This window comes from Amycolatopsis sp. NPDC051045 (assembly GCF_040682955.1).
Classification (GTDB): Bacteria; Actinomycetota; Actinomycetes; order Mycobacteriales; family Pseudonocardiaceae; genus Amycolatopsis.
The window spans coordinates 388,466-407,787 of sequence record NZ_JBFBCC010000002.1; the positions used below are offsets into that span (position 1 = coordinate 388,466).

Sequence of the window (19,322 nt, forward strand, 5' to 3'; positions counted from 1 at the left end):
CTCGGGTGCGTCTCGTGATCGCGCGGTGCCAGGTCGACTACGCCGGCCGGCTGACCGCCCACCTACCGATGGCCACCCGCCTGTTGCTCGTCAAGTCCGACGGCTCGGTGTCGGTGCACTCCGACGACCGTGCGTACAAGCCGTTGAACTGGATGAGCCCGCCCTGCTGGCTGATCGAGGACGGCAAGCTCTGGATCGTCGAAAACAAACAGGGCGAGAAACTGGTGATCTCGATCGAAGAGATCTTCCACGACCACGCCCAGGAACTGGGCAAGGAACCGGGCCTGCAGAAGGACGGCGTCGAAGCGCACCTGCAGGAACTGCTGGCCGAGCACATCAAGACCCTCGGCGACGGCTACACGCTGGTCCGCCGCGAATTCCCCACGGCGATCGGCCCGGTCGACATCATGGCCCGCGACGCCGACGGCCGTTCGGTGGCGGTCGAGATCAAGCGCCGCGGCGAAATCGACGGCGTCGAGCAGCTCACGCGTTACCTGGAACTGCTCAACCGCGATCCGCTCCTGGCGCCGGTGCAGGGCGTGTTCGCGGCCCAGATCATCAAGCCGCAGGCCCGCACGCTGGCCGAGGACCGCGGTATCCGCTGCCTCACCCTGGACTACGACGAGCTCCGCGGCATCGAGTCCGACGAATTCCGGCTGTTCTGACGTGGAGCCGGGTCGGTACGTCCACTACAAGGGCGGCGAGTACGAGGTGCTCGGCGTGGCCCGGCACAGCGAGACCGAAGAGGAGCTGGTGGTGTACCGGGCCCTCTACGGCGAGCGGGGGCTGTGGGTCCGTCCGGAACCGATGTTCGCCGAGACGGTCGAGACGCCCGCCGGCCGGGTTCCGCGGTTCCGGCGCGTGGCGGACTGACTCCGGCGCCGGTGAAAAAATCGCCCCGCCGGCTGCCCGAACGGGCGGTCCCGGTGCCGATGCCGAATCGATGCCGAAATCGGCGTATCTGATTCGGTGATTGTTGCTCCGCCAGGAAATCGTTAACCCGATAGCCGTCCGCGCAGTGAGTGGTTACTTTTTCAACGCGATTCTTGCGCTGTTCGGGTGAGCTCGGGATCTTATTCGCCGCCGGCGTGCGACACTCGATTCGAGGGGTTCCGCCGGTGCGTCCGGCGTGGCCGGAGGGTGGTGCGCTCGGCCGTCTTTCTTCGTCGTGCCAACGTTTCAGTCCGCCTTCGAGCTCGGTGTGTGCATGCCCGTCCGGCCGGCGTGCGCGCCTTTTCGGCTGCACGGAGGAGGAAGTCATGCGTTATCGCCCACTCGGTTCCGATCCGGTCGACCCACGCCTGGGCCGGTTCATTCCGGACGACTGGCGGCACGTGGAAAGGTATCCGCTCGGCGCGCTGGCCGACGAGGACCGGCCCACCCGCTCGCCGGTCGTGATCGGGGTCAACTGGTACTCGGCGTTCGACGAGCCGGAACAGGACGAGACCTCCGGTGAGTTCTTCATCGCGAAGGGCGGTGTCGCGAAGCTCGGCCGGATCCGCGGCGGCCACTGCGTGTGCCTCGAGCCGGGCGGCACCCCGGACTCCGACGCCTGGTACGCGTTCTACGACCAGGGCCGTGAAGGCGCCTGCGTCGGCTTCGGCTGGTCGCGCTGCATGTCGATCTTCAACGACAGCGAGTACGCGGCCCGCTGGCTCTGGGACTCGGCCAAGAAGCGCGACGAGTGGCCCGAGACCAACCCCGGTGACGACAACGGCACGTCGGTCCGGGCCGCGGCCGAGGTGCTCAAGGAGGCCGGGCACGTCCTGTGGGACGACTCCTACGCCACCGACGACTGGCACGCCCGGGAGAAGTACACCGCCGAGGCCAAGCAGGGCATCAAAGCGTTCCGCTGGGCGAAGTCGGTCGACGACGTGCACTCCGTGCTCGCCAACCCGCGCGCCGACGAGCTCGGCGCCGTGCCGTTGCTCAACTCCTGGGGCCCGGGCTACCCGCACCGGACCTACCTGCCCGACGCGGTGCTCGCCAAGCTGATCGAGGAGGACGGCGAGATCGCGGTGCCGACCGACCGGTGATGCCCAGCCGCTCCCGCGGCGCGTGACGAGGGCGCGTTTCCCCTGGTGGTGACCGGGGGAGACGCGCCCTCCGGCCATTGTGGACACGTCAGCGTGCCGACCCTGAATCCATGCAGTACTGTGCGGATCCGACGGGACGGTGTTGATTCCTGTCGGATAATGTCCCGCTGGAAAAGGTACTGCCGGAGGTGGGTCGGGTGCTCGTCCTAGCCGATGCGAACCTGCGACTCGACGCGAACGCGATCGACTACATCGAGTTGGCGTTCTACTTCGTACTCGTGCTCGGCATCGGGTACCTGGCGCGACGGCAGGTGTCGAGCAGTCTCGACTTCTTCCTGTCCGGCCGCTCGCTGCCGGCCTGGGTCACCGGCCTGGCGTTCATCTCGGCGAACCTCGGCGCGGTCGAGGTCATGGGCATGTCGGCCAACGGCGCCCAGTACGGCCTGCCGACCGTGCACTACTTCTGGATCGGCGCCATTCCGGCGATGCTGTTCCTCGGCATCGTGATGATGCCCTTCTACTACGGCTCCAAGGTCCGCAGCGTCCCCGAGTTCATGCGGCGCCGCTTCGGCAAGCCGGCCCACCTGGTCAACGGCGTCAGCTTCGCCGCGGCCCAGATCCTCATCGCCGGTGCGAACCTCTTCCTGCTGGCCAGCGTGGTGAACCTGCTGCTGGGCTGGCCGCTCTGGGTGTCGATCATCATCGCCGCCGCGATCGTGCTCTCCTACACCGCGCTCGGCGGCCTCTCCGCCGCGATCTACAACGAGGTGCTGCAGTTCTTCGTGATCGTCATCGCGCTGGTGCCGCTGACGATCATCGGCCTGGTCAAGGTCGGCGGCTGGCAGGGCCTGGTCGACAAGGTGACGAACAGCCCGGGCGGCACCGCGCAGCTGCACTCGTGGCCCGGTGACAACCTGACCGGCTTCGGCAACAGCGTGCTTTCGGTGCTGGGCATCGTCTTCGGCCTCGGCTTCGTGCTTTCCTTCGGTTACTGGACGACGAACTTCGTCGAGGTCCAGCGCGCGATGGCGTCGAAGAGCATGTCCGCCGCGCGGCGGACCCCGATCATCGGCGCGTTCCCGAAGATGCTGGTCCCGTTCATCGTGATCATCCCCGGCATGATCGCCGCGGTCACCGTGTCCGAGTACGTCAAGGACAAGCAGGTGCTGCTGGACGGCGGCAAGGCCGAAAGCGGAGTCACCTTCAACAACGCGCTCCTGCTGCTGATGCGCGACCTGCTGCCGAACGGCATGCTCGGCATCGCCATCGCCGGTCTGCTGGCCTCGTTCATGGCGGGTATGGCGGCGAACCTCAGCTCGTTCAACACCGTCTTCACGTACGACATCTGGCAGACGTACGTGAAGAAGGACAAGCCGGACCACTACTACCTGAACCTGGGCCGCGTGGTGACCTCGGGCGGCACGATCCTCGCGATCGGCACCGCCTTCATCGCGTCGAACTCCGGCAACATCCTGAACTACCTGCAGGACCTGTTCTCCTTCTTCAACGCGCCGCTGTTCGCGACCTTCATCCTGGGCATGTTCTGGAAGCGGATGACCCCGCACGCCGGCTGGAGCGGCCTGGTGCTCGGCACGGCGTCGGCCATCACGATCTGGGCCCTGTCGCAGACCGGGGTGATCGGCCTGGAGGGCCAGGGCACCAGCTTCGTGGCCGCCGGCGTCGCGTTCGTGGTCGACATCGTGGTGAGCGTCGTCGTCTCGCTGGCGACCAAGCCGAAGCCGGACGAGGAGCTGGTCGGCCTCGTCTACTCGCTGACGCCGAAGGAGACGCGCCAGCACGACGCGACCGGCGAGAACGCGGGCTGGTACCGCAAGCCGGGCCTGCTCGCGGGCATCGTGCTCGTCCTGACCATCGCCCTGAACGCCATCTTCTAGGAGGCCGGAATGGCTACCGAGTCGCAGCCGCGAGCGCGCAAGGCAGGCGCCTTCGACATCCGGCTGATCATCGCCCTGCTGGTCGGCGTCTACGGCGTCATCCTCACCGTCATGGGCATCGGCTTCTCCTCCGAGGAGGAGATCGCCAAGGCGGCCGGCGTGAACATCAACCTGTGGGCCGGGCTCGGCATGCTGGTGGTCGCCGCGCTGTTCGTCATCTGGGCCGTGGTCCGCCCGCTCGTCGTGCTGGCCGAGACCGAGACCGAGACCGGCGACACACCGACGGTGGCGGGCGAATAGCCGGGTTGTCCGGACAGCGGCGCGAGGGTGCCGCTACCGTGCTTCGCGTGTTCCCAGACGTTCGGCACCGCCGTCTCCCGAAGCTGTTCCTGCTGGTCACCGCCCTTGCGTTGCCGCTGACGGCGTGCGGGCAGGACCTCGGCAAGTCCAACTTCGCCCGGACGACGGTGCCCGCGGCCGCCGGCACCGGCCAGGTCGCCGACGGCCCGATCACCGACGCCGCCGTGGCGGCGGACGTGCTCCGCACGATCCAGCCGTGCCAGTTCCTGACCAAGGACGCCCTCGGCGCGCTGGGCCTCGGCACGGTCGAAGACGACCCGTCGCCGTCGTCGATCGCCTTCGACACCTGCCGGAACAAGGTGAAGGACCCCGGCGGCAAGGAGATCCGGTTCGAGCTCGAGATCGGCGGCACGCTGCTGCCGCGGGCGGACAAGACGACCGGGCAGGTCGGCGGGCTGCCGCTGCGCGTGAACAAGACCGGCGACACCGACTGCACGGTCGCGGCGATGACGGCGCTGAACCCGGAGATGGCGCTTGCGGTGTCGGTCACCTACGTCGGCGACCCCTGCCGTCCCGGGCAGACCCTCGTGGAGGCCGTCGTCCAGAAGGTGCACAACTCGCCGGAGAAGTACCCGACGCCCTCGGGCACCGTGCTGACCGCCGATCCGTGCGCGACGGCCGACACCGCGGTGGTGGCCTCCGCCGTGCCGTCGGCGAAGTCCGCGCCCTCGGGCCTGCACTCCTGCGAGTGGAAGGGCAAGGCCACGGGCCCGGCGGTGGCGGTCGGGTTCCTGCCGGGCCTGCCCCCGCTCGCCGGCGACGGTTATTCCCAGGTGGACCTCGGCAGCGGGATCACCGGCTTCCAGAAGCAGGAGACCACGGGTTCGCCGCGGTGCAAGGTCCAGTGGCAGCACCGGCCGTGGCAGGGCGACGACGTCGAACTGGCCCAGGTGGACTACCGGGCCGGCGCGGCGGACAGCGACCCGTGCGGCAAGGCGGTGACCGTGGCGAAGAACGTGGTCACCAAGCTCCCCAAGGCCTGACCTGGCGGCGGGCCGCGCGGGGAGGTAGGAAGGACACCCCACCGCCGATGTGCCGGAGGCTGCCGTGAAGAAGATCATCAACGACCCGGCGAACGTGGTCGCCGAGTCGCTGCGGGGGCTCGCCGCCGCGCACGCCGACATCCTCCGCGTCCAGTACGACCCGGACGTCGTGGTGCGCGCCGGCGCGCCGGTCGCGGGCAAGGTCGCCGTCATCTCCGGCGGCGGGTCCGGGCACGAGCCGCTGCACGGCGGCTTCGTCGGTCACGGCATGCTCGCCGCCGCGGTGCCCGGCGCGGTGTTCACCTCGCCGACGCCGGACGCGGTGCAGGCCGCGGTCACCGCGACCACCGGCGAGGCGGGCGCGCTGCTCATCGTCAAGAACTACACCGGCGACGTGCTGAACTTCGAGACGGCCGCCGAGCTGGCCGCCGCCGAGGGCCTCGAGGTGCGCAGCGTGGTGATCGACGACGACGTCGCGGTCAAGGACTCGACGTACACCGCGGGCCGCCGCGGGGTCGGCGGCACGGTGCTGCTGGAGAAGCTCACGGGCGCCGCCGCCGAGCGCGGTGACTCGCTCGACGCCGTCACCGCGCTGGCGCAGAAGGTGATCGGCCAGGTGCGGTCGATCGGCGTCGCCCTCACCGCGCCGACCGTGCCGCACGCCGGCACCCCGAGCTTCGACCTCGAGGAGAGCGAGATCGAGTTCGGCATCGGCATCCACGGCGAGCCCGGCCGCGAGCGGATCCCGCTCGAACCGGCCGACGCGCTGGTGGCGCGGATGGTCGAGGCCGTCGTCGAGGACCTGCCGTTCGCCTCGGGCGACCGCGTGCTGCTGTTCACCAACTCCATGGGCGGCACCCCGCTCGTCGAGCTCTACCTGGCCCACGGCATCGCCGAGCGGCTTCTGGCCGACCGTGGGATCGTGGTCGAGCGCCGGCTGGTCGGCCCGTACATCACCAGCCTCGAGATGCAGGGGATGAGTCTGACGTTGCTCAAACTGGACGACGAGCTGACCGAGCTGTGGGACGCCCCGGTCAACACCGCGGCGCTGCGGTGGGGGCTCTGATGACCTGCAAGGCCGAGGGGGTCGCGGCGGCCGTCCGCGCCGCGGCGGCGGTGGTCGCCGAGCACCGCGTGGAGCTGATCGACCTCGACCGCGCGATCGGCGACGGCGACCACGGCGAGAACCTGAACCGCGGCTTCGCGGCCGTCGTGGCGGCCCTCGACGCGAGTGCGCCGGACACGCCGGGCGGGGTGCTGAAGCTCGTCGCGACGACGTTGATCTCCAAGGTCGGCGGGGCCGCGGGCCCGTTGTACGGCACGGCTTTCCTGCGTGCCTCGGCCAAGCTGGGCACGGCCGCCGACCTCGACGTGCCGGCGCTGCTGGACGCGCTGCGCGCCGGTCTCGAAGGCGTCCAGGCCCGCGGCAAGGCCGTGGGCGGTGACGCGACCATGGTCGACGCCCTGATCCCCGCGGTGGCGGCCGCGGAGAAGGCGGCCGAGGACGGCGGGGACGTCGCCGCGGTGCTCACCGCGGCGGCCGACGCGGCCGACCGCGGTGCGGAGTCCACAGTGGAGCTCGTGCCCCGGAAGGGCCGGGCGTCCTACCTCGGCGAGCGCGCGGTCGGGCACACCGACCCCGGCGCCCGGTCGTCGGCCCTGCTGCTGCGGGCGTTCGCGGAGGCGGCCCGGTGAGCGTGGGAATCGTGCTCGTGTCGCACAGTGCGAAGCTCGCCGAAGGCCTGGCCGAGCTGGCCGCCCAGATGGCGCCGGACGTCACCATCCGTCCGGCTGGGGGCCTCTCCGACGGCTCGATCGGCACGGACTACGACGAGGTCGTCGCCGCCACCCAGCGCGCCGACTCCGGTGACGGCGTCGTGCTGCTCTACGACCTGGGCAGCGCGCAGATGACCGCCGAGCTCGCCGTCGAATCGCTGGCCGACCCCTCGGCGGCGATCGTCGCGGACGGCCCGCTGGTCGAGGGCGCGATCGCGGCGGCGGTCGCCGCGCAGGCCGGCCGGGACCGCAAGGCGGTGGCGGAGGCCGCCGCGTCCGCCGGGATCCCCGAGGACCTGGCACCCGCCGAGGCCACGGCCGGCGGCGCCGGAATCGAGCTGGAGCTGCGCAACGAGGTCGGGTTGCACGCCCGGCCGGCCGGGTTGCTGGTGCGCACGCTGAGCGAGTTCGACGCCGAGGTCACCGTGCGGCTCGGCGACCAGGAGGCCGACGCCCGCAGCGTGCTCGCCCTGATGTCGCTCGGCGCCCGCCAGGGCGACCGGATCCGCGTGCAGGCGCGCGGGCCGCAGGCGGAAGCCGCGTTGGCCAAGGTCAGGGAGCTGGTGGACGGCGATTTCGGCGAGTGAAGCCGGGCGCGACCGGGTGACTTGAGCGGTACTGACTCGATTCCGTCTGGGCTTCCGGCCGTTCCGCGTGGCAGTATCGAGGCCAATTACCGGCGAGTAACATCTCTGGAGGCCTCGATGGCGCGGGACATCTCGACGGTCGGTGTGATCGGCCTGGGCACCATGGGGGCCGGAATCGCCGAAGTGCTCGCGCGCAGCGGGCTCGACGTCGTCACGGTCGAGCTCGACGAGGCGGGGGTCGCGCGCGGCCGCGGGCACCTCGAGCACTCCACCGAACGGGCGCTCTCCGGTGGCAAGCTCGATTCTCCCGGGCGTGACGCGCTGCTGGGCCGGATCCGGTACAGCACGTCACTGTCGGATCTGTCCGATGTGGACCTGGTGGTCGAGGCGATCCCGGAGAGCCTCGAACTGAAGGCCGACGTCTTCGCCGAGCTGGACAAGATCACCCGGCCCGAGGTCGTCTTCGCGTCCAACACGTCGTCGCTGTCCATCACCGAGATCGGCGTGCACACAGCGCGTCCCGGCAAGGTCGTCGGCATGCACTTCTTCAACCCGGCGCCGGTGCAGAAGCTCGTCGAGATCGTCAAGACCGTGGTGACCGAGCCGGACGTGGTCGCCGAAGTGGTCGAGTTCGCCGAGCGGCTCGGCAAGGTGCCGGTGGTGATCGGCGACCGGGCCGGGTTCATCGCCAACGCCCTGCTGTTCGGTTACCTCAACCACGCGGTGCGGATGTACGAGCAGCGTTACGCCACGCGCGAGGACCTCGACGCCGCGATGCGCTTCGGCTGCGGTTACCCGATGGGCCCGCTCGCACTGCTCGACCTGATCGGGCTGGACACCGCGAACGAGATCCTGGACACGATGTACCACCAGTCCCGCAACCGGCTGCACGCGCCCGCGCCGCTGCTCAAGCAGATGATCACGGCGGGTCTGCTGGGCCGCAAGACCGGCCGCGGTTTCTACACCTACGACGCCCCGGACTCGCCCAACGTGGTCTCGGACGCCGCGCTGACGTCCACTGTGGACTCGGTGTCGCCGCGGCCCGTCGCGCGGGTCGGCGTGGTCGGTACCGGGACGATGGCCACCGGCATCGCGGAGGTGTTCGCCAAGCGCGGCCTCGACGTCGTGCTGCGAGCCCGGAGCCTGGAAAAGGCGCAGGCGTCGGTCGCGAAGGTGAAGAAGTCGCTCGACAAGGCCGTGGTCAAGGGCAAACTGTCCGAAGAGGACGCTTCGGCCGCGCTGGCCCGGATCACCCCGGTCACCGATTTCGAGGCGCTGGCCGACGTCGACCTGGTCGTCGAGGCGGTGGCCGAGGAACTGCCGGTGAAGCAGGCGGTGTTCGCGGCGCTGGACGAGGTGGTCCGCCCCGGCGCGGTCCTGGCGACGACGACGTCTTCGCTGCCGGTGATCGAGTGCGCGGCGTCGACGTCCCGGCCGTCCGACGTGGTCGGTCTCCACTTCTTCAACCCGGCGCCGGTGATGAAGCTGGTCGAGGTGGTGTCGACGATCGCGACCGCACCGGACGTGGTGGCCACGGCGAGCGCGGTCTGCGCCGCGGTGGGCAAGCACGCGGTGCACTGCGGTGACCGCGCGGGCTTCATCGTCAACGCGTTGCTGTTCCCGTACCTCAACGACGCGGTGAAGATGCTGGAAGCCCACTACGCGGGCGCGGACGACATCGACACGGCCATGAAGGTCGGCTGCGGCCTGCCGATGGGCCCGTTCGAGCTGCTGGACGTCGTCGGCCTCGACGTTTCCCTGGCCATCCAGCGGACGCTGTACAACGAGTTCCGCGAAGAAGGCTTCGCACCGGCGACGCTGCTGGAGCACCTCGTGACGGCCGGCCGGCTGGGCCGGAAGACCGGCAAGGGCTTCAAGGACTACTGATCAGCGCTCGGCCGGCTCGCCGAGGACCGGTTTGACGTCGAGCACCGGGGTGCCGTCGATCGCTTCCAGGCCGGTCACCGTCAGCGTGCCGTCCTCGACGGCCGTCACCGTGACCGTGTGGAGGCCGATCGGGTTCGGACGGTCCGGCGAGCGCGTCGAGAACACCCCCGTGCGAGGCCTGTCCGGGTCGCTGCGTGGGCGCACCGCCTGGACGCCGCGGTCGGCTCCGTGCAACCACGTCAGGAGCACCAAGCGGTCGCCCGGGCGGAGATCGGCCGCGGCCGGGCGGAACTCCGGGTCGAACACCACCCGGGCCGGCGGCGCACCCTCGTCGCCCTGCTTCGGGGCCGTCGCGCGGTCCGTCAGGGACGACTCGATGCGCGCCACCGGGCGCACCTCGTAGCTCGTCACGTGTAGTACCCCTCGACGGGCACGCGAGCCTCCTCGAACAGGGCGGGACCTTCGAGCTTGTAGCCACCCCAGGTGACGGGCGGGCGCAGGGTGAGGAACTGCTCGGTCGACAGCGCGAACACGACCCGCCCCAGTCCGGACCGCTCGATCGCCCCGGTGCACATCCCGCACGGCTGCGTGCTGGTGAACATCGTCGTGGCCGCCGCGGTTTCCGGGTCCAGGTGCTGCGCCGCCCAGCGGGCGAGCTTCAGTTCCGGGTGCGCCGTGATGTCGTCGTCGGTCAGCGAGGTGTTGCGGTCCTCGGCCAGGATCTTCCCGTCGGCGTCGGCCAGCAGGGAGCCGAACGGCGGGTTGCCGTGTTCCTCGCGCGCCTCGCGGGCGAGCTCGATCGCCCGTCGCAGCAGGGCTTCTTCGGTGTCTTTCACCGGTTCTCCTTCCAGGACGCGGCCACCGCCGCGAGGTCTCGCCACGCCACTTCCGGGCGCAGCGTTTCGGCCGGGTCCGAGTCGAACGGATCGAGCACGACGGTGTCCGCCCCCAGCGCCCGCAGCTGGGTCAGGTCGTCGAGGACCTGGTCCAGCGTGCCTTCCCCGGCGCGCCGGTCCGGCCCGGTCACCGGCGTTTCGGTCACCCGCAGGAGGATTCGCGGTGCGAAGGCGGGCACCGGGCGCTCGCCGGCCAGCTTTTCCAGGCGCGCCAGCGTTTCCCGGAACCCGGTCATCGTGAGCCGCAGCGGGTGCCACGCGTCGCCGAGCTCCACCGCGCGGCGCAACCCGGCGTCGCTGTGCCCGCCGAGCCACAGCGGGATCGGGCCCGCGCGGTAGTCGTCGTGTTCGGCCCACGCGGCGCGGATCGTCCGCAGGTACTCGGTGGTGAGCTTGCCGCGCCGCTCGAACGGCACGCCCAGCGCGTCGAACTCCTGCTTCGCCCAGCCGATGCCGGCACCGAGCACGAGCCGGCCGCCGCTGAGCGCGTCGAGGTTCGCCGCCATCCGCGCCACCAGCAGGGGATGCCGGTACGGCACCACCAGCACGGTGGTGCCGAGCCGCACCCGCTGGGTGATCCCGGCCAGCCAGGACAGCGTCGTGAACGGTTCGTAGAACGGCGCCGGGTACTCCCCGGCGACGTCCGGCGTGATGGCGACGTGGTCGGACACCATCAGGAGGTCGTAGCCGAGACCTTCCACCGTCTGCGCCCAGGCCCGCAGGACGCCCGGGTCCGTGCCGGGCCCGAAATTGGGGACGTTCACGCCGATCTTCACCGGAGAAGGCTATCGATGCACCAGGCCGGACCGGAAGGGAACGATCACGGCGTTTGCGCCCTCCGACCGTGGATCCCACGGTATCTTCGGGGAATGACCGAGAGCCTCGATCCGACGGACTGGGCCATCCTGGCCGAGCTCCAGCGCGACGCCCGGCTCCCGCTCACCGAGCTGGGCCGCCGGGTGAACCTCAGCGCGTCCGCGGCGACCGAACGGCTCCGGCGGCTCGAGGCGGCCGGCGTGATCACCGGCTACCGCGCGGAAATCGACCTCGGCAAGGTCGGCTACCCGGTGCTCGCCGTGGTCCGGCTCAAGTACCCCGGCAGCAGGCACGAACCGTTGCACAAGCTGCTCGGCGAGCGCTCCGAGATCCTCGAATGCCTGCGCACCACCGGCGACGACTGCTACACGCTCAAGATCGCCGCGGCCTCCATGGCGCACCTCGAGCAGATGGTGGACGAGCTGGCCCAGTTCGGCAGCACGACCACGAACCTCGTCTACAGCCAGACCCTGCCCTACCGCGGCCCGGGGGAGCCCGCCCGTGGCCTCGATTCCTGACCGCGTCGTCGTCTACGGCGTGACCGGCTCGGGCAAGTCGACGCTCGCGGCCCGGATCGCCGAGCGGACCGGCCTGCCCTACCACTCGGCGGACGACCTCAGCTGGGAGCCGGGCTGGGTGCCGGTCCCCGACGAGGAGCAGCGCCGCCGCATCAGCGAGGTGTGCGCGGGGGAGCGCTGGGTCCTCGACGCCGCCTACGGCAAGTGGAGGGACATCGTGCTGGCCCGCACGCAGCTCGTCGTGGGCCTCGACTACCCGCGCCGGCTTTCGTTGAGCCGCCTGGTCCGCCGGACGTTCCTGCGGGCGGTGACCCGCGAGCGGATCTGCAACGGCAACGTCGAGTCCGTCCGCCAGGTGTTCTCCGCGGACTCGATCATCCGCTGGCACTTCACGTCGTTCGCGACCAAACGGGCCCGCATCCGGGCGTGGGCCGCCGACCCGTCCGGTCCCGCCGTCGTCCGGCTGACGTCGCCCCGCGAGACCCGCCGCTGGCTCGAGACGCTCTGACGTCAGCCCTCCGGTGGCAGCAGCGGGCCGCCGCTCCAGTGCTGGAACACCAGGTTCGTGTGGACGCGGGCGACCTCGTCGCGCGCGGTCAGCTCGTCGAGGACCAGCCGCTGCAGCTCCCCGCCGGAGCTGGTCGCGACGTGCGCGAGGAAGTCGTCCGGCCCGGTCAGGTGGTAGACCGCGCGCACCTCCGGCAGGGAAAGCAGGTGCGCCACGAACGGGTCGACCAGCGGCCGCCGGTGCGGGCGGACCTGGACGAACAGGAACGCCTCCAGCGGTCGGCCCAGCTTGGCCGCGTCGACCTGCGCGTGCTGGCCGGTGATGACGCCGGTGTCCCGCAGCCGGGCGACGCGGTCCAGGCACGTCGACGGGGCGATGCCGACCGCGGCCGCCAGGTCCTTGTTGGTGATCCGGGCATCGTTCTGCAGCAGGCGCAGAATCTCGAGATCGATCGGACTCAGTTCGACGGAAGCGGACATTGCCGAATGATATCCGAGAGCATTGCTCCGGGCCCGGAGAAAGCTCGACCATGCTGCCATGACTTCCTCGCTGCGCACGCGAGCCGTCCACGCCGGCCGTGACGATCTCACGGACCTCGGCGTGCACGCGGCTCCGCTCGACCTGTCCACGACCTACCCGTCCCGCGACAGTGCCGCCGAAGCCGCCCGGATCGATGCCTTCGCCGCCGGCGCCGCGCTCGACGGCCCGCCGATCTACGGCCGGGTGGGCAACCCGACCGTCGAGCGGTTCGAGCGGGCGCTCGCCGAGCTCGAAGGCTTCGACCACGGCGTCGCGTTCGCCAGCGGCATGGCCGCCGTCTCAGCGTGCCTGCTTTCCGCCGTGGCGCAAGGGAAACGGCACGTCGTCGCGGTGCGCCCGCTGTACGGCTGCAGCGACCACCTGCTCGAGTCCGGCCTGCTCGGCACCGAGGTCACCTGGGCCGCGCCCGACGCCGTCGCCGCCGCGCTCCGCCCGGACACCGGGCTGGTGTTCGTCGAGACCCCGGCGAACCCGACGCTGGCCGAAACCGACATCGCCGAGCTGGCAGCCGCCTGCGGGGACGTGCCGTTGGCGGTGGACAACACGTTCGCCACTCCGGTCCTGCAGCGACCCGGCCACCACGGCGCCCGGATGGTGCTGCACAGCGCGACGAAGTTCCTCGGCGGCCACGGCGACGTGATGGGCGGGATCGTCGCCTGCGACGCCGAGGAGGCCGCGCGGCTGCGGCAGATCCGCTTCGCCACCGGCGGTGTATTGCACCCGCTCGCCGGATACCTGTTGCTGCGCGGGCTTTCCACGCTGCCGCTGCGCGTCAACGCCGCGTCCGCGACCGCTGCGGAACTGGCCACGCGGCTCGGCGACCACCCCGCGGTGACGGCCGTCCACTACCCGCGGATCGGCGGGCCGCTGGTGGCGTTCGAGGTCGACGGCGACCCGCACGCCCTGATCGGCGCGGTCCGGCTGATCACGCCGGCCGTCAGCCTGGGCAGCGTCGACACGCTGATCCAGCACCCCGGCTCGATCAGCCACCGGATCGTCGACGCCGGTGACCGGCACGACGCCGGCGTCTCCGACCAGCTGATCCGGCTCTCCGCCGGGCTCGAGGACGTCGAAGACCTGTGGGCCGACCTCGAGCAGGCGCTGAAGGCGCGTTAGCCGCAGCAGCCGCCACCACAGCAGCCACCGCCACCGGCCGGGGCCGCGGGGCCACTCGCGGCCCCGGTGAGAGCGACGGTGGTGAGCAGCTTGACGGTGTCGGTGTGGCCCTCCGGGCAGGCCGCCGGCGCACCGGAGTCGCTCATCGGGCGCAGGAGCTCGAACGTCTCGGTGCACTCGCGGCAGCGGTAGGCGTAAGTCGGCATGCCGCGATTATCGCCGGAGCTGCCCGCCGTGACCATCCCCGGCCGTCCTGGGCTCCCGCCGAAGCCGATCGGTGGGAAGCTGGGCGTGTGCAGCCGCCTTCGCTCGCCGACGTCTCGCACCTCGGCCAGGTCGTCCCGTCCCTGCTCGCCGCGCTCGGGGTGCCCGGCTGCGCGAACACGCTGGCGTTGCCGGAGGCGCGCAGTGCCGGCGTGCTGCTCGTCGACGGGCTCGGCTGGGAGCTCCTCGCCGAGCACGCCGCGGACGCCCCGGTGCTGACCGAGCTCGCCCGGGAGTCACTGCGCGTCGGCTTCCCGTCGACGACGGCCGCCGGGGTCGCCGCCATCGGCACCGGGCTCGCGTCGGGCGAGCACGGCATGGTCGGCTACACCTTCGAAATGCCCGGCACGGGCGTGCTCAACGCGTTGCGCTGGTGCAGGCACGAGGACGGCGGCGATCTCCGCGGGGCCCTCCCGCCCCGCGAGGTGCAGCCGTTGCCGACGACGTTCGAGCGGGCGGCCGAGGCGGGAATCGACGCGGCGGTGGTGTCGTCCGCCAAGTTCGCCGACACGGCCTTGACCCGGGCCACCCAGAGCGGGGCGCGCTACGCCGGGGTCCACGCGCTGGGCGACCTCGCCGCGCGGACGTTGTCGGTGCTCGACGGGCGGGCGTTCTGCTACGCCTACCACAGCGAACTCGACCTGCTCGGCCACGTCTACGGCCCCGGTTCGGCCGCGTGGCGGATGCAGCTGCGGCAGATCGACCGGCTCGTCGAGTCCCTTGTGGACGGTCTGCCGCCCGGCGCGCTGCTCGCGGTCGTGGCCGACCACGGGATGGTGGCCGTCGACGACAAGCTCGACCTCGAAGACGCCCCGGAGCTGCTGGAAGGCGTCCGGACGTTCGGGGGCGAGATCCGGGCCCGGCACGTCTACACCGAGCCGGGTGCGGCCGCGGACGTCCTCGCGGCCTGGCGGGAGGTGCTGGGCGACCGGGCGTGGGTGCGCTCCCGCGAGGAGGCCGTCGCCGAGGGCTGGTTCGGGCACACGGTCAGCGACCGGGTGCTGCCGCGCATCGGCGACGTCGTCGCCGCGGCCCGGGACCGGTTCGGGATGGTGCGGGGGCTCGCGGAAGCCGTGGAGACGTCGCTGATCGGTCAGCACGGTTCGCTCACCACCGCCGAGCAGCTGGTTCCGCTGGCGCTCGCACAGGGGTAAGCCGCACCCGGCCGGACGACACGGGCGGGTCCGGTTTCCGGGAACGTGCTCCGGCGGGAACTTTCCCCGGCCCGGTGCCGACCTGTCCACTGCGTACCGGACTGACGGGAGTGGGCGGGATGAGCGTGCTGGACGGGATCGGGGTCGTCGGGGCGGGCGGCGAGGGACGGGCCGTGGCCGCCCACTTAGCCGCGCGGGAGCTGCCCGTGCACCTTTACACGCGGGATCTCCAGGCCGTGGGGGAGATCGCGCGCCGCCGGGAGATCGTCGCGCGCGGGGTGCTCGACGGGCGGTTCCCACTCCGGGAGGTGACCGCGGACCCGGCCGGGCTGGCCGCGCGTGCCGTCGTCCTGGTCGCCACCGTGACCACCGCCTACCCGGAGGTCGCCGCCCGGCTTGCGCCGCACCTGCGGCCGGGGCAGGTGGTGGTGCTGTTCTCCAGCAAGCTCTGCGGGAGCGTCGAGTTCGCCCACGCGCTCGCCGCCGCCGGGGCGCCGGACGTCGACGTCGTGGAGACCGACGCGCTGTTCGCCGCGCGGCCGTCCGGGACCGACGGCGTCACCGTGCTCGGCGCCAAGAGCTGGAACCTGATCTCCGGCTGCACCGCGGCCGCCGTCGCCCGGCGCGCCGGCCTGCTGCGGGAGTGGTTCCCGATGCTGGAGATCGCGCGCAACCCGGTGGAGCGCGGCCTGCACGACTTCGGCGCGGTCGCGCACGTGCCGATCGCGCTCGCCAACCTCGGCACCATCGACCGCGCGGAGGAGCTGCTCTTCTACGTCGAAGGCGTTTCCGCGCGCACGATCGCCCTCCTCGAACGCACCGAAGCCGAGTTCGCCGCCGTCGCGCACGCCTACGGCGCCCGGTTGCTGCCCATGACCGAGGTCCTCGACCGCTACTACGGCTGCCCGGCCACGACGCTGCTCGACGCGCTGCGCACCGTGGAGCCGTACCGGACGATCGCCGCGCCGACCAGCCTCGACCACCGCTTCCTCACCGAGGACATCCGCTCGACGCTCGTGCCGCTGCAAGCACTCGCCCGGTGCGCCGGCGTCGCCACTCCGATGGTCGACGCCGCGATCACGATCATGTCCGTGCTCGGTGGCGAGGACTTCCGCCGAACCGGCCGGACACTGCACCGGCTCGGCTGGGACGGCCTCGGCCACGACGCCATCCTGGGCCGGCTGGGGGCCGGCGACCGGGTGGCCGACCGGGCAGCCTGAGCTCCGCCGGGCAGGAGGCGCATCGCACGTGACTGGAAGCGCATGGCACGTGATTGGAGGCGTATCTGGCGTGACTGGAGGCGTAACTCGTGTGATTGGAGGCGTAACTCGCGTGATTGGCGGGGTGGCTGGTGGGGGCGTCGAGGGGGTGGTGCTCGGCAGCTACCGTTTTGCGGGTGCCTCGACGCAACCGTCCCGGCCGCCGCTCGGACGGCGGGCCGCCCGAGCGTGACCTCGGCGCCGCCACCGGCTGGGCGCGCGCCGAAGCCGGGTCGGACGGCGACTGGCTGGTCCGGACCGTGCCGGGGGCCCAGGCCACCAAGTTCTACCGCTGCCCCGGCTGCGACCACGAGATCCGGCCGGGCACCCCGCACCTCGTCGTGTGGCCCGCCGACGAGACCGGCGGGGTCGCCGACCGGCGGCACTGGCACCGCCCCTGCTGGGAAGCCCGGGCCCGGCGACGGCCGCACCGCCGCTGGTGATTCGCTCTGGAGTTGTCAAACACCACCCGGCTCAGCGCCGGTAGTGCCGCGACATCGCGCCGTCGTACATCTCCTCCGTGTACTCGGTGAAACCGAGCCGCTCGGCCACCCGCAGCGACGCCTTGTTCGCGATGCTCACGCTCGCCAGCACCGGCAGGGACGGCAGCTCGCGCGCACACCACTCCAGGACCGCCTGCCCGGCCTCGACCGCATAGCCCTTGCCCCACGCGGACGGCCGGAACCGGTAGCCGAGGTTCAGCACCTTTTCGCCGTGGAACTCCCGCAACCGCACGCCGCACAGGCCGATCACCTCGGTGCCGCCGCGTTCGAGCACCGCGGGGTAGCCGAAGCCGTGCTCGGCCCAGTGCACCAGCCAGGCCGAGAACATCTCCGACGCCTCCGGGACGCCGGGTGGTGCGGGGTTGAAGCGGTTGGTGCGCGGGTCGGTGTGGATGTCGACCATCGCCTGCCGGTCCGCCTCGTGGAGCGGACGCAGCAGGAGCCGGCCGGTTTCGATGTCGGTGAACACATCGGCGAAGCTAACGCGGGGGTCCGACAAAATGACGCGCATGACCGAACTGCCGCTGGTCCTCCTCCACGCCTTTCCCCTGGACGCCCGCATGTGGGACGCGGTGCGCGAGCCCCTCGCTTCACACCTTCGGGTGATCACGCCGGACCAGCGCGGGCTCGGCCGCTCGCCGCTGCCGGAGTCCGACCGCGAGCCGAGTCTCGAAGACGCCGCGCGTGACGTCGTCGCCCTGCTCGACCGGCTGGAACTCGACCGCGTCGTGCTCGGCGGCTGCTCGATGGGCGGCTACCTCGCCATGGCCGTCCTCCGGCTCGCGCCGGAGCGGGTCGGCGGGCTCGTGCTGATCGACACCAAGGCCACGCCCGACACGCCCGAGGCCGCGCAGACCAGGCTGGACGTCGCGGTCCGCGTCGAGGAGGAAGGCACCGCGGGCTGGCTGTTCGAAGCCAACCTGCCGAACCTGCTGGCCGCGTCGACGCGGGAACAGCGCCCCGAACTCGTCGAAACCGTCCGCAAGATCATCGAATCCCAGCCGCCCGCCGGGATCTCCTGGACGGCGCTGGCGCTGCGCACCCGGCCGGATTCCCTCGACCTGCTGCGGGATGCCGGCGTCCCGGCGCTGGTCGTCGTCGGGGAAGAGGACCCGATCACGCCGGTGGCGGCGGCGAGCGCGATGGTCGAGGTCATGGACGGCGCGACGCTCGTGGTGCTGCCGGACGCCGGTCACCTGACGCCGCTCGAAGACCCCGCGGGCGTGGTCGAAGCGATCCTGTCCTGGTACCCCGCGACTCACGAGAAGACTCACGAGAAGTAGGCGGCGAACCCGGAGCGGGCTTCGGGAAGGCGGTGCGGGAACCGCTCAGCGACGACGAAGCGCCAGGCGACGGCGAAGAGTTCCCGTAGCCGCGAGTACGCGCGAAGGGCCTCTTCGTCGACGTCGCCCGGGTACGCGTCGAGGTACTCCGGGCCGCCCTGCCGCGCCAGGACGCCGAGGTCCCAGGCGAGTGGCCCGAGCCAGGCGTCTTCGAAGTCCAGCCAGCAGGGCCCGGCCGCCGTCGCGATCAGGTTGCCGGGGTGCGCGTCGCCGTGCAGAGGCCGGACGGGGCCGTCCGGCAGCGTGGCTTCGACCCGCGCGGCCTCGGCGCGCAAGCGGGGCGCCGCGCCGTCCAGGTCGTGCCGGGCGAGGACCCGTTCCAGGTCGTCCAGCGGCCCGCGGCGAGGCAGCTCGCCCGGGTACTCCCGCAGCGCGGAGTGCACCTCGGCGAGGGAGCGCGCGACGACGTCCGGTGCGTACCGGTGGTCCGGATCGTGCGGGGTGTGGTGCCAGAGCGTGACCGGCAAGCCGTCCGCGAAATGCGGTCCGGCCGGGAGATCCGTGACGGGTGAGACGACGAGCACACCACGCTGCGTGAGGAACCTCGACAGCTCGACGTCCCGCGCCAGCCAGGGCGCCGGGCGCGGGCGGAGCAGCCGGGTCGTCGCGGGCACCCTGGCCACCAGCGGACCCAGCCTCACCAGCACGTTCGACCGCTCGTGGAGCACCTCGGGATCGTGGTGCGGCAGGCCGAGCCGGGCGGTGACGGAGAGGGCCGCACGCACCGCCGCGAGGGTGTAGTCGTCGGCCACACCCCGATCTTGCCAGCCGGTGCGCGCGACTGTCGGTAGCGAGGGCTACGATCCCCCTAAGCCACCGGATCGGGCCTTCCCGAGCCCCGGTGGCGCGACGATGACCACCACAAGGTTTCAGTGTTGGAG

Annotated in this window: 24 protein-coding genes; 17 read left to right on the forward strand and 7 right to left on the reverse strand. The window is 71.6% G+C overall.

Features of this window, described 5'->3' with window-relative positions:
• Positions 1-5: 5 nt before the first annotated feature.
• The 10 genes from nucS (at position 6) to AB0M80_RS06015 (ending at position 9,524) form a co-directional block, all read left to right on the forward strand.
• Positions 6-665, forward strand: a complete 660-nt coding sequence (gene nucS / locus AB0M80_RS05970; RefSeq protein WP_364559521.1) for an endonuclease NucS — start codon at positions 6-8, stop codon at positions 663-665.
• A gap of 1 nt (position 666) precedes the next feature.
• Positions 667-873 (forward strand): DUF1653 domain-containing protein, encoded by a 207-nt coding sequence (locus tag AB0M80_RS05975; RefSeq protein WP_364559524.1) that lies wholly within the window; start codon positions 667-669, stop codon positions 871-873.
• Between the two features lie 386 nt (positions 874-1,259).
• A complete protein-coding gene (locus tag AB0M80_RS05980) occupies positions 1,260-2,036 on the forward strand; it encodes a hypothetical protein (protein WP_364559526.1) in 777 nt (258 codons plus the stop codon).
• Positions 2,037-2,233: 197 nt separating this feature from the next.
• Positions 2,234-3,931, forward strand: coding sequence for a sodium:solute symporter family protein (locus AB0M80_RS05985; protein ID WP_364559529.1), 1,698 nt, complete (start codon positions 2,234-2,236; stop codon positions 3,929-3,931).
• A gap of 9 nt (positions 3,932-3,940) precedes the next feature.
• Positions 3,941-4,231: a hypothetical protein gene (locus tag AB0M80_RS05990; RefSeq protein WP_364559531.1), complete on the forward strand. Its 291-nt coding sequence runs from the start codon at positions 3,941-3,943 to the stop codon at positions 4,229-4,231.
• 47 nt (positions 4,232-4,278) lie between these two features.
• Positions 4,279-5,274: a DUF3558 domain-containing protein gene (locus AB0M80_RS05995; RefSeq protein ID WP_364559533.1), complete on the forward strand. Its 996-nt coding sequence runs from the start codon at positions 4,279-4,281 to the stop codon at positions 5,272-5,274.
• A gap of 64 nt (positions 5,275-5,338) precedes the next feature.
• Entirely contained in the window at positions 5,339-6,340 is a 1,002-nt protein-coding gene (dhaK, locus tag AB0M80_RS06000) for a dihydroxyacetone kinase subunit DhaK (RefSeq protein ID WP_364559536.1), read from the forward strand.
• Positions 6,340-6,969, forward strand: a complete 630-nt coding sequence (gene dhaL / locus AB0M80_RS06005; protein WP_364559538.1) for a dihydroxyacetone kinase subunit DhaL — start codon at positions 6,340-6,342, stop codon at positions 6,967-6,969. The genes dhaK and dhaL overlap by 1 nt, the downstream gene beginning before the upstream one ends.
• Positions 6,966-7,637, forward strand: coding sequence for a dihydroxyacetone kinase phosphoryl donor subunit DhaM (dhaM, locus tag AB0M80_RS06010; protein WP_364559541.1), 672 nt, complete (start codon positions 6,966-6,968; stop codon positions 7,635-7,637). Before dhaL ends, dhaM begins: the two co-directional genes overlap by 4 nt.
• Before the next feature lie 117 nt (positions 7,638-7,754).
• Entirely contained in the window at positions 7,755-9,524 is a 1,770-nt protein-coding gene (locus AB0M80_RS06015; protein ID WP_364559544.1) for a 3-hydroxybutyryl-CoA dehydrogenase, read from the forward strand.
• Here the strand turns inward: AB0M80_RS06015 and tsaA are convergent, their stop codons facing one another.
• From tsaA to AB0M80_RS06030, 3 genes are read right to left on the reverse strand one after another with little or no spacing between them, the layout of a single operon-like run.
• A complete protein-coding gene (tsaA, locus tag AB0M80_RS06020) occupies positions 9,525-9,935 on the reverse strand; it encodes a tRNA (N6-threonylcarbamoyladenosine(37)-N6)-methyltransferase TrmO (protein ID WP_364559547.1) in 411 nt (136 codons plus the stop codon).
• The gene (locus AB0M80_RS06025) at positions 9,932-10,360 is read right to left on the reverse strand and encodes a nucleoside deaminase (protein WP_364559550.1); all 429 of its coding nucleotides are present in this window, start codon (positions 10,358-10,360) and stop codon (positions 9,932-9,934) included. Before AB0M80_RS06025 ends, tsaA begins: the two co-directional genes overlap by 4 nt.
• Positions 10,357-11,196 carry an LLM class flavin-dependent oxidoreductase gene (locus AB0M80_RS06030; protein ID WP_364559552.1) on the reverse strand — a complete coding sequence of 280 codons (840 nt, stop codon included), beginning with the start codon at positions 11,194-11,196 and terminating at the stop codon, positions 10,357-10,359. Before AB0M80_RS06030 ends, AB0M80_RS06025 begins: the two co-directional genes overlap by 4 nt.
• Positions 11,197-11,289: 93 nt before the next feature.
• Between AB0M80_RS06030 and AB0M80_RS06035 the strand changes: the two genes are divergently transcribed.
• The gene (locus tag AB0M80_RS06035; RefSeq protein WP_364559555.1) at positions 11,290-11,754 is read left to right on the forward strand and encodes an Lrp/AsnC family transcriptional regulator; all 465 of its coding nucleotides are present in this window, start codon (positions 11,290-11,292) and stop codon (positions 11,752-11,754) included.
• Positions 11,738-12,262, forward strand: coding sequence for an adenylate kinase (locus tag AB0M80_RS06040; protein ID WP_364559557.1), 525 nt, complete (start codon positions 11,738-11,740; stop codon positions 12,260-12,262). Before AB0M80_RS06035 ends, AB0M80_RS06040 begins: the two co-directional genes overlap by 17 nt.
• Positions 12,263-12,264: 2 nt before the next feature.
• On the opposite strand, the gene AB0M80_RS06045 is transcribed toward AB0M80_RS06040, so the two are convergent.
• Positions 12,265-12,741 (reverse strand): Lrp/AsnC family transcriptional regulator, encoded by a 477-nt coding sequence (locus AB0M80_RS06045; protein WP_364559560.1) that lies wholly within the window; start codon positions 12,739-12,741, stop codon positions 12,265-12,267.
• A 58-nt stretch (positions 12,742-12,799) separates the two neighbouring features.
• Here AB0M80_RS06045 and AB0M80_RS06050 point away from each other — a divergent pair, with 58 nt between their 5' ends.
• Entirely contained in the window at positions 12,800-13,918 is a 1,119-nt protein-coding gene (locus AB0M80_RS06050; RefSeq protein ID WP_364559562.1) for a PLP-dependent transferase, read from the forward strand.
• On the opposite strand, the gene AB0M80_RS06055 is transcribed toward AB0M80_RS06050, so the two are convergent.
• On the reverse strand, positions 13,915-14,124 hold the full coding sequence (locus tag AB0M80_RS06055; RefSeq protein ID WP_364559565.1) for a zinc ribbon domain-containing protein: 210 nt from the start codon (positions 14,122-14,124) through the stop codon (positions 13,915-13,917). The genes AB0M80_RS06050 and AB0M80_RS06055 overlap by 4 nt on opposite strands.
• A gap of 87 nt (positions 14,125-14,211) precedes the next feature.
• On the opposite strand from AB0M80_RS06055, the gene AB0M80_RS06060 reads away from it, so the two are divergent.
• From AB0M80_RS06060 to AB0M80_RS06070, 3 genes are all read left to right on the forward strand, one after another.
• Positions 14,212-15,336, forward strand: a complete 1,125-nt coding sequence (locus tag AB0M80_RS06060; protein ID WP_364559567.1) for a nucleotide pyrophosphatase/phosphodiesterase family protein — start codon at positions 14,212-14,214, stop codon at positions 15,334-15,336.
• 119 nt (positions 15,337-15,455) lie between these two features.
• Positions 15,456-16,556: an NAD/NADP octopine/nopaline dehydrogenase family protein gene (locus AB0M80_RS06065; RefSeq protein WP_364559569.1), complete on the forward strand. Its 1,101-nt coding sequence runs from the start codon at positions 15,456-15,458 to the stop codon at positions 16,554-16,556.
• A 176-nt stretch (positions 16,557-16,732) separates the two neighbouring features.
• On the forward strand, positions 16,733-17,038 hold the full coding sequence (locus tag AB0M80_RS06070) for a hypothetical protein (protein WP_364559572.1): 306 nt from the start codon (positions 16,733-16,735) through the stop codon (positions 17,036-17,038).
• 31 nt (positions 17,039-17,069) lie between these two features.
• Here the strand turns inward: AB0M80_RS06070 and AB0M80_RS06075 are convergent, their stop codons facing one another.
• The gene (locus AB0M80_RS06075) at positions 17,070-17,609 is read right to left on the reverse strand and encodes a GNAT family N-acetyltransferase (RefSeq protein WP_364559574.1); all 540 of its coding nucleotides are present in this window, start codon (positions 17,607-17,609) and stop codon (positions 17,070-17,072) included.
• Here AB0M80_RS06075 and AB0M80_RS06080 point away from each other — a divergent pair.
• A complete protein-coding gene (locus tag AB0M80_RS06080; RefSeq protein ID WP_364559577.1) occupies positions 17,608-18,381 on the forward strand; it encodes an alpha/beta hydrolase in 774 nt (257 codons plus the stop codon). The genes AB0M80_RS06075 and AB0M80_RS06080 overlap by 2 nt on opposite strands.
• Here the strand turns inward: AB0M80_RS06080 and AB0M80_RS06085 are convergent.
• Positions 18,369-19,193, reverse strand: coding sequence for an aminoglycoside phosphotransferase family protein (locus tag AB0M80_RS06085; protein WP_364559580.1), 825 nt, complete (start codon positions 19,191-19,193; stop codon positions 18,369-18,371). The two genes, AB0M80_RS06080 and AB0M80_RS06085, sit on opposite strands and share 13 nt — an antisense overlap.
• Positions 19,194-19,322: the final 129 nt, after the last annotated feature.

Excerpts from the sequence above, each read along its gene's own strand:
- AB0M80_RS06050 (WP_364559562.1), top strand. The coding sequence starts at position 12,800 with ATGACTTCCTCGCTGCGCACGCGAGCCGTCCACGCCGGCCGTGACGAT.
- AB0M80_RS06065 (WP_364559569.1), top strand. The coding sequence starts at position 15,456 with ATGAGCGTGCTGGACGGGATCGGGGTCGTCGGGGCGGGCGGCGAGGGA.
- dhaL (WP_364559538.1), top strand. The coding sequence starts at position 6,340 with ATGACCTGCAAGGCCGAGGGGGTCGCGGCGGCCGTCCGCGCCGCGGCG.
- AB0M80_RS06080 (WP_364559577.1), top strand. The coding sequence starts at position 17,608 with ATGACCGAACTGCCGCTGGTCCTCCTCCACGCCTTTCCCCTGGACGCC.
- AB0M80_RS06035 (WP_364559555.1), top strand. The coding sequence starts at position 11,290 with ATGACCGAGAGCCTCGATCCGACGGACTGGGCCATCCTGGCCGAGCTC.
- AB0M80_RS06055 (WP_364559565.1), bottom strand. The coding sequence starts at position 14,124 with ATGCCGACTTACGCCTACCGCTGCCGCGAGTGCACCGAGACGTTCGAG.
- AB0M80_RS06045 (WP_364559560.1), bottom strand. The coding sequence starts at position 12,741 with ATGTCCGCTTCCGTCGAACTGAGTCCGATCGATCTCGAGATTCTGCGC.
- AB0M80_RS06075 (WP_364559574.1), bottom strand. The coding sequence starts at position 17,609 with ATGCGCGTCATTTTGTCGGACCCCCGCGTTAGCTTCGCCGATGTGTTC.
- AB0M80_RS06015 (WP_364559544.1), top strand. The coding sequence starts at position 7,755 with ATGGCGCGGGACATCTCGACGGTCGGTGTGATCGGCCTGGGCACCATG.
- AB0M80_RS05980 (WP_364559526.1), top strand. The coding sequence starts at position 1,260 with ATGCGTTATCGCCCACTCGGTTCCGATCCGGTCGACCCACGCCTGGGC.
- AB0M80_RS05990 (WP_364559531.1), top strand. The coding sequence starts at position 3,941 with ATGGCTACCGAGTCGCAGCCGCGAGCGCGCAAGGCAGGCGCCTTCGAC.